The organism is Cellulomonas rhizosphaerae (assembly GCF_003470205.1).
In the GTDB taxonomy this organism is placed as follows: domain Bacteria; phylum Actinomycetota; class Actinomycetes; order Actinomycetales; family Cellulomonadaceae; genus Cellulomonas; species Cellulomonas rhizosphaerae.
Genome location: NZ_QWKP01000091.1, coordinates 1 through 7,356 on the forward strand (window position 1 = coordinate 1; position 7,356 = coordinate 7,356).

Below are 7,356 nucleotides of genomic sequence, written 5' to 3' on the forward strand. Positions count from 1 at the left end.
CCGCCTGCCCCCACCGCCCGTGGCCGAGTGGCACGACTTCCCGGTCCCGACGCTCATGGTGGTCGGCGGGGTCGTCGTCGGGCTGCTGGTCGCCCTGCTCTCGCGGCTCGCCGCGGCCGTGGGTGCCCGACGGCGCGCGGGGAGAGCAGCCCGCCGGCTGCGCCGATCCGTGGAGGCCGTGGCGCGCGAGCGCGTGGTCGCGCCGGTCGACGCGGTGATCGCCGACCTCGGCCGGGCCAGGGACGCGGCCCGACGAGCGGCGGCGTGAGAATGAGACCGACGAGAGGAACCGCATGACACGCCTGCACGTCCCGGTCGCCCTGCGCTGGTCGGACCTCGACGCCTACCAGCACGTCAACAACGTCGAGATGTTCCGGCTGCTCGAGGACGCCCGCATCACCGCGTTCTGGCGGCACCCGGATGCCCCCGACGACGACGCGTGGCCCACCGCGGTGCTCGACACCGGACCCGATGCCAGCTCGCACACGCTCGTCGCACGCCAGGAGATCCAGTACCTACGTCCGCTCGGCTTCACGCGCAACCCTGTGCGCGTCGAGATGTGGATCGGGCACCTCGGCGGCGCGAGCCTCGAGGTCTGCTACGAGGTGCACGACGGCGCCCGCGGTTTCGCGCGCGTGGGGCCGTCGTCGGGCGGGGAGCCCTACGCGAAGGCGACGACGACGATCGTCGTCGTCGACGCGGCGACCGAGAAGCCCCGGCGCATCACGGACGACGAGCGGGCCGCGTGGCTGCCCTACGTGGGGGAGCCGCTCACCTTCCGCCGGCGGGCCTGACCTGGTCCGTCCGCGCCCGTTCCGCGCGCTCGGCTGCCCGCGCGATGTTGCGCTGCATGCCGCCGAACACCACGCCGTGGAACGGGTAGACCGTCCACCAGTAGAGCTGGCCGACGAGCCCTCGCGGGTGGAACAGGGCGCGGTGCGAGAACGCCGTGGGTGGGTTCGACCAGCCCTCGCCGTCGTTGACCGGGTCGACGCGCAGCTCGAGCCACGCGAGCCCGGGCACTTTCATCTCCGCGCGCAGACGCAGCAGCTTTCCCGGTTCGATCGTCTCGACGCGCCAGAAGTCCACGGCGTCGTCGACCACGAGGTGCCGCGGGTCTCGACGGCCGCGTCGCAACCCGGGTCCGCCGACCAGCCGGTCCATGATCCCGCGCACGCGCCACGCGAGCCCCCAGGAGTACCAGCCCTGCTCGCCGCCGACGGCCTCGATGACGCGCCACAGCGCGGCTGGTGAGGCATCGACCTCGATCCGCCGCTCGTCGACGTACAGCGAGCCGCCCGCCCAGTCCGGGTCGGTCGGCAGCGGGTCGCTCGGTGCGCCGGTCACCGCGGCCGACGACCAGCGGGTGCTGACCTTGAGCTCCTGGATGCGCTGCAGCGCGAGGCGGACGGCCAGGTCGAAGCCGACGAGGCCCGTCGGTGGATCCGGCACGAAGGCGGCGATGTCGTGCTCGTCGCAGACCACCTCGTGGACGAGCGACTCGACGAGCGGGCGCGCGAGCCCCGACGGCACGGGCGTCACGAGCGAGACCCACAGGCTGGAGAGCCGCGGCGTGAGCACGCCGACCCCGACGATCACGCGCCGCGGCAGCCCCTCGGCCGCGGCGTAGCGCTGCATCATATCGCGGTAGGTCAGGACGTCGGGGCCGCCGATGTCGAAGCCGCGGCTGACCTCGGACGGCATGGCTGCCGAGCCGACGAGGTAACGCAGCACGTCACGGATCGCGATCGGCTGGATCCGGTTCTCCACCCAGCGCGGCACCGTCATCGCGGGGAGCCGCTCGGTCAGGTAGCGCATCATCTCGAACGACGCCGAGCCTGAGCCGATGATGACGGCGGCGCGCAGCACGGTCGTCGGGACACCGCTGGCCAACAGGATCTCGCCGACCTCGGTGCGTGAGGCCAGGTGCGGCGAGAGGTCCTCGCCCTCGGGGTAGAGGCCGCCGAGGTAGACGATCCGCCCGACGCCGGCCTCGCGAGCCGCCTGCCCGAACACGAGCGCGGTGTGCCGGTCGGTCGACTCGAACTTCCGACCCGAGCCCAGGGCGTGGATCAGGTAGTACGCGACCGCAGCGCCGTCGAGCGCCTTCGCGATCTGCTCGGGCTCCGAGGCATCGGCCTTCACGGCCTCGACGTCGTCGTACCAGGTCTGGCCGCGCAGCCGGTCGGGGTTGCGGGCGATCGCGCGCACCCGGTACCCCGCGGCCAGCAGCTCGGGCACGAGCCGGCCGCCGACGTATCCGGTGACCCCGGTGACGGCGACGAGCGGGGCGTCGGGCCGTGGTCGGCCGTCCTCGCCGACGCCGGGCACGAGGTCGGCGAGCGTGTCGGCGGCGTGCAGCGGTGCGAGGTCCTGGGCCATCTGCGCAGTCTGTGCGGCGGCCCGGTGGTCCGCACGTCGGGGGACCGGCGTCCTCAGCGTCCTCTCAGCAGTGCGAGCGTCTCGCCCTCCGCCACGGTCTGCGATCGCGTGGGTCGGATCGTCTCGCCGCGCTCCCACAGGTCGAACAGGCGCGCGTCGATGTACGACGCGCGGCAGACCGCCGGCGTGTTGCCGAGCTCCTCGGCGACGTCCTTGACAACCTGGGTCGCGACGCGCCTCCGGCCCCGGTCCGTGCGGGGTGCCTCGCCCGCCTGTGCGAGCCCGCGCGCGGCGAGCACGGTCGCGTGCCACGTGCGGAAGTCCTTCGCGCTCGAGTCCTCGCCCAGCCGTTCCTTGACGTACGACGAGACGTCGGAGCTGGTGACGTCGTGCCAAATACCGGCGTCGTCGCGCCAGGCCAGCAGCTCGGGGCCGTCGTCGGACCGGCGGACGAGGCTGCGGACCAGCCTCGCGACGTCGTCGTCCTCGACCACGGTGTCCCGGATCTGGCCGGACTTCGCGGGAAAGTGCAGGTGCACGCGTCCCTCGTCGCCGTCGGCGGCCGGCGCGAGCACGGTGACGTGCTCGCGCAGCAGCGTCGCGAGCCCGTACGAGCCGTGCTTGGCCGCATATCCCTCGCCGCCGACCCGCAGGTACGCGAGGTCGAGCAACCGGAACGCGAGCGCGAGCGCCTTCTCGCGCGGCCATCCGTCCAGGTGCAGGTCCCGACGCACCTGCCGACGAGCCGCGGGCAGCCGCTCGGCCACGTCGAGCACGTGCTCGTGCTTGAGCCGGTCGCGGCGCAGCCGCCACTGCTGGTGGTAGACGTACTGCCGCCGCGCGGCGTCGTCGAGGCCCGCCGCCTGGATGTGGCCGTTGGGCCACGGGCTGATCCACACGTCGCTCCATGCGGGCGGGATCGCGAGCGCGACGATGCGCGCGAGGTGCTCCTCGTCGGCCACCTGGATCGCGTCGAGGTCCAGGTAGACGAACGTGCGCCCGTGCTTGCGCCGGGTCCAGCCCGGGGAGTCGATGCGCACGCGACGAAGTCGAACCATGCCGAGAGTCTCACCCGACCCCGCCCGCCGCGCGCGCCGAAGCGTCAGGCGGGGAGGCGGACCATGCCCTCCTGGGCGACCGACGCGACCAGGACGCCTTCGCGCGTGAAGACGCGGGCCGCGCCGAGGCCGCGACCGCCCTGAGCACTGGGCGAGGACTGGACGTACAAGAGCCAGTCGTCGACTCGTACGTCGCGGTGCCACCACATCGCGTGGTCCAGGCTCGCGATCGACAGGCCGGGCGTCACCCACGACTGACCCGACCGGCGCAGGATCGGCTCGAGCATCACCTGGTCGCACGCGTAGGCGAGCAGCGCGCGGTGCAGCAGCTGGTCGTCGGGCAGCGGGCCGCGCGAGCGGAACCACACCATCTGCTGCCCCTGGTGCGAGGGCGCCGGGCCGAGGTAGATGGAGCCGCCCACGTGCCGCACGTCGAACGCGGCCTCCTGCGTCCAGAACTTCGCGACCGGGTGGTCGATCCCCGAGAGCAGGTCGAGCGCGGAGGTCACGTCCTCCGGCTCGGGGACGTCGGCCGGCATCTCGTCGGCGTAGTCGATCCCCGGCTGGTCCTCCTGGAACGAGGTGATCATCGACAGGATCGGCGCGCCGCCCTGCAGCGCGTGCGTGCGGCGCGCCGAGAACGAGCGTCCGTCGCGCAGCCGCTCGACCGCGAACGTGATGGGCTCGCGCACGTCGCCCGCGCGCAGGAAGTAGCCGTGCAGCGAGTGGGGGAGCCGACCGTCCTCGACGGTCCGACCCGCGGCCAGCAGCGACTGCGCGAGCACCTGGCCGCCGAACACGCGGCCGTTGGGCTGCGGCAGGCTGTCGCCGGAGAACACGTCGGGGGAGGCGGGGTCCTGCTCGATCTCGAGGATGCCGAGCACGGAGTCGATGGCCGAGTGGGGAGTGGGCTGCTCGCTCGTCATACGCGCCAGCATTCCACGCGTCAGTCCTCGAAGGTGTTGAGCATCGAGTGCGCCGCGCGCTCCAGGTAGTCCCACAGCTCGGCGCGGTGCAGGGGCGCCAGGTCGAGCGAGTCCACCGCCGTGCGCATGTGCAGCAGCCAGCGGTCGCGGGCGTCCGGGTTGACCTTGTACGGCGCGTGCCGCATCCGCAGGCGGGGGTGGCCGCGCTCCTCCGAGTAGGTCGTCGGGCCGCCCCAGTACTGCTCGAGGAACTTGGTCAGCCGCTCGGCGGCGGGGCGCAGGTCCTCCTCGGGGTACATCGGCTTGAGCACGGGGTCGGCGGCCACGCCGCGGTAGAACTCGTCGACCAGTGCCACGAACGTCTCGTGCCCACCGATCGCCTCGTAGAAGGAGTCGGGTCTCACACCGACCATCCTCACACGGGGACCTACAGCCCCAGCTCCTCCAGGATCGGCAGCTGGGCGCGCACGGTCGCGCGGGCGTCGGCGGCCGACGACGAGGCGAGCGCGAGCCCGGCCAGGCGTCGGCACTCGTCGTACGAGGTCGCGGAAAGGACCGCCGACACGTCGGCCAGCGCGCGCGGCGTCATGGACAACGACGAGACCCCGAGCCCGACGAGCACCGCGGCGAGCGCGGGCGACGCGGCGGCCTCGCCGCAGACCCCGACCGGCCGCCCCTGGGCCGCGGCGCCGGCGCACGTGGCCGCGACGAGCTGCAGCACCGCGGGCTGCCACGCGACCGACAGGTGCGCGACGGCACCGAGCAGGCGGTCGGCGGCCATCGTGTACTGCACGAGGTCGTTGGTGCCGACGGAGGCGAACGTCGCGTGGGCCAGGATCGGGCCGGACATGAGCGCAGCGCTCGGGACCTCGATCATCACGCCGGCGTGGTCGAGGCCGTGGCGCGCGCACGCGGCGACGAAGTCGGCGGCCTCGTCGACCGTGGAGACCATCGGGGCCATGACCCACACGTCGGCGGTCTCGGCGTCGCGCGCGGTCCGGATCGCGGTCAGCTGGTCCTCGAGGATGTCGGGGTGCCGCTCGACCGTGCGCAGCCCGCGGACGCCGAGCGCCGGGTTGACCTCGGCGTCGCCCGCGAGGAACGGCATGGGCTTGTCGGCGCCAGCGTCGAGGGTGCGGATGACGACCTTGTGGCCGGCGAACGCGGAGAACACCTGGCGATAGGCGTCCACCTGCTCGTCGATCGACGGCGCCTCCTCGCGGTCGAGGAACGCGAACTCGGTGCGGAACAGCCCGACGCCCTCGGCCCCGGCCTCGGCGGCGGCTCCCGCGGCCGCCGGGTCGCCGACGTTCGCGAGCAGCTCGACCCGGTGGCCGTCGGACGTCTGGCCGGGGCCGGTGAACGTGCGGACCTGCGCGGCCAGCGCCCGCGCCGCGGCGACCTGGGCCTCGTCGGGCCGCACCGTGACCGTCCCGGCGGCGCCGTCGACCAGCACGACGTCCCCATCAGTCAGCGCGTCGAGGATGCCGCGCGCGGCGACCACGCCGGCGATGCCGCGGGCGCGCGCGAGGATCGCGGTGTGCGCGGTCGGACCGCCCTCGGCCGTGACGATCGCCAGCACGCGGTCGGTGTCGAGGGTGGCCACCAGGGCGGGGGCCAGGTCGAGGCCGACGAGCACGAACGGCTCGTCGCGCTCGGGGACGCCGGGGGCCGCGCGGCCGGTCAGCTCGGCCACCAGGCGGTCGCGCACGTCGGCGATGTCCCGCGTGCGCTCGGCGAACACCCCGCCGATCGCGAGGAACTGCTCGGCGACCGCGTCGGCCGCCTCCCAGACGGCCCGCTCGGGCACGAGGTGCTCGGTCATCACGCGCTCGACCGCGTCGGCGACCAGCGTCGGGTCGGCGGCGATCGCGGCGGTCGTGTGCAGCAGGTCGGCTGCGTCCCCGGTTGCCCGGTCGGCCGCGGCGTCGAGGTCGGCGCGGACACGCTCCGAGGCCGTCGCGATGCTGTGGGCAGCCGCGTCGTGGTCGGCGCCGGGGGGCAGCCGGCGGCCGGCGGGCGGCTCGGTGATCGGGTCAGGCATGAGGACGGCGGGCGCGGCGACGCGGCCTGGGCTCACGCCGATGCCGGTGACGACCGTGGGGGGCTGCGGGCTCACCTGGGATGACCTCCTCGTCGAAGTGCTCAGCAGTCTTGCCCTTCGGGGGCGCGCGACGCCAACCGACACGCACCCGCTGGGCCGGACGGGGCTGAGCGCGCCTGAGGGGCCCTCGTGAGGGTTAGGCTGCTGGGTGCGCGTGTCGACGGATCGCGCCGGTTGACCATGAGGAGTTCCTTTGAGCAAGGCAGAGCAGATCCTCGCAGCGCTGGGCGGCGACTCGAACGTCGTCGACCTGGAGCCGTGCATCACCCGCCTGCGGGTCGAGGTCGGCGACTCGCAGCTGGTCGACGAGGCGGCGCTCAAGGCGTCCGGGGCGTTCGGCGTCGTGCGCTCCGGTCGGATCGTCCAGGTCATCGTCGGCCCGGAGGCCGACAACCTCGCGGCCGAGCTCGACTCGCTGCGCTGACCAGCCCGTGGCGACGCTGCGGCTCCTGAGCCCGCTCGCCGGCACCGTGCGGCCCGTCTCGGCGGTGCCCGACGTCGTGTTCGCCGAGCAGATCATCGGCCCGGGCATCGCGATCGAGCCCGAGCGCACCCAGACGCAGCACGTGGTGTCGCCCGCCGACGGCGTCGTCGGCGCGCTGCACCCGCACGCGTTCGCGCTCGAGCTGGACGAGCGCTCCGTGCTGGTGCACCTCGGCATCGACACCGTGAGCCTCAAAGGGCTCGGCTTCACGCTGCACGTCCGCGTGGGTGACACGGTCACGGCAGGGCAGCAGCTCGTGAGCTGGTCGCCCGTGGACGTGGCGGCCGCCGGGCTCGCGACGATCTGCCCGGTCGTGGCCCTGCAGGCGCCCGAGGGCGTCGTCACGGCGTTGGCCGCCGACGGTGACGTCGTCGCCGCCGGCGACCCCCTGCTCGACTGGAG

Annotated in this window: 8 protein-coding genes and 1 pseudogene; 4 read left to right on the forward strand and 5 right to left on the reverse strand. The window is 73.8% G+C overall.

Going from position 1 to position 7,356, the window contains the following annotated elements; genetic code table 11:
- Both D1825_RS18110 and D1825_RS01780 read left to right on the forward strand, forming a co-directional pair.
- Positions 1 to 268, forward strand: a pseudogene (locus tag D1825_RS18110) (GTP-binding protein HSR1); the annotation flags it as partial.
- Between the two features lie 25 nt (positions 269 to 293).
- Positions 294 to 794, forward strand: coding sequence for an acyl-CoA thioesterase (locus tag D1825_RS01780; RefSeq protein WP_118765786.1), 501 nt, complete (start codon positions 294 to 296; stop codon positions 792 to 794).
- Here the strand turns inward: D1825_RS01780 and D1825_RS01785 are convergent.
- Genes D1825_RS01785 through ptsP form a run of 5 tightly spaced genes read right to left on the reverse strand, consistent with a single transcriptional unit; the run spans position 772 to position 6,485 of the window.
- Positions 772 to 2,382: an SDR family oxidoreductase gene (locus D1825_RS01785; RefSeq protein WP_118765787.1), complete on the reverse strand. Its 1,611-nt coding sequence runs from the start codon at positions 2,380 to 2,382 to the stop codon at positions 772 to 774. The two genes, D1825_RS01780 and D1825_RS01785, sit on opposite strands and share 23 nt — an antisense overlap.
- Positions 2,383 to 2,435: 53 nt before the next feature.
- Positions 2,436 to 3,440 (reverse strand): DNA topoisomerase IB, encoded by a 1,005-nt coding sequence (locus D1825_RS01790; protein ID WP_118765788.1) that lies wholly within the window; start codon positions 3,438 to 3,440, stop codon positions 2,436 to 2,438.
- Between the two features lie 44 nt (positions 3,441 to 3,484).
- On the reverse strand, positions 3,485 to 4,366 hold the full coding sequence (locus tag D1825_RS01795) for an acyl-CoA thioesterase (protein WP_118765789.1): 882 nt from the start codon (positions 4,364 to 4,366) through the stop codon (positions 3,485 to 3,487).
- 20 nt (positions 4,367 to 4,386) lie between these two features.
- Positions 4,387 to 4,770, reverse strand: a complete 384-nt coding sequence (locus D1825_RS01800) for a globin (RefSeq protein WP_118765791.1) — start codon at positions 4,768 to 4,770, stop codon at positions 4,387 to 4,389.
- Between the two features lie 23 nt (positions 4,771 to 4,793).
- Entirely contained in the window at positions 4,794 to 6,485 is a 1,692-nt protein-coding gene (gene ptsP, locus D1825_RS01805; protein WP_267897554.1) for a phosphoenolpyruvate--protein phosphotransferase, read from the reverse strand.
- A gap of 178 nt (positions 6,486 to 6,663) precedes the next feature.
- Here ptsP and D1825_RS01810 point away from each other — a divergent pair, with 178 nt between their 5' ends.
- Positions 6,664 to 6,894 (forward strand): glucose PTS transporter subunit EIIB, encoded by a 231-nt coding sequence (locus D1825_RS01810; protein WP_029289477.1) that lies wholly within the window; start codon positions 6,664 to 6,666, stop codon positions 6,892 to 6,894.
- 7 nt (positions 6,895 to 6,901) lie between these two features.
- Positions 6,902 to 7,356, forward strand: a 455-nt coding sequence (locus tag D1825_RS01815) for a PTS sugar transporter subunit IIA (RefSeq protein ID WP_138067343.1), incomplete at its 3' end; no start/stop codon positions are given.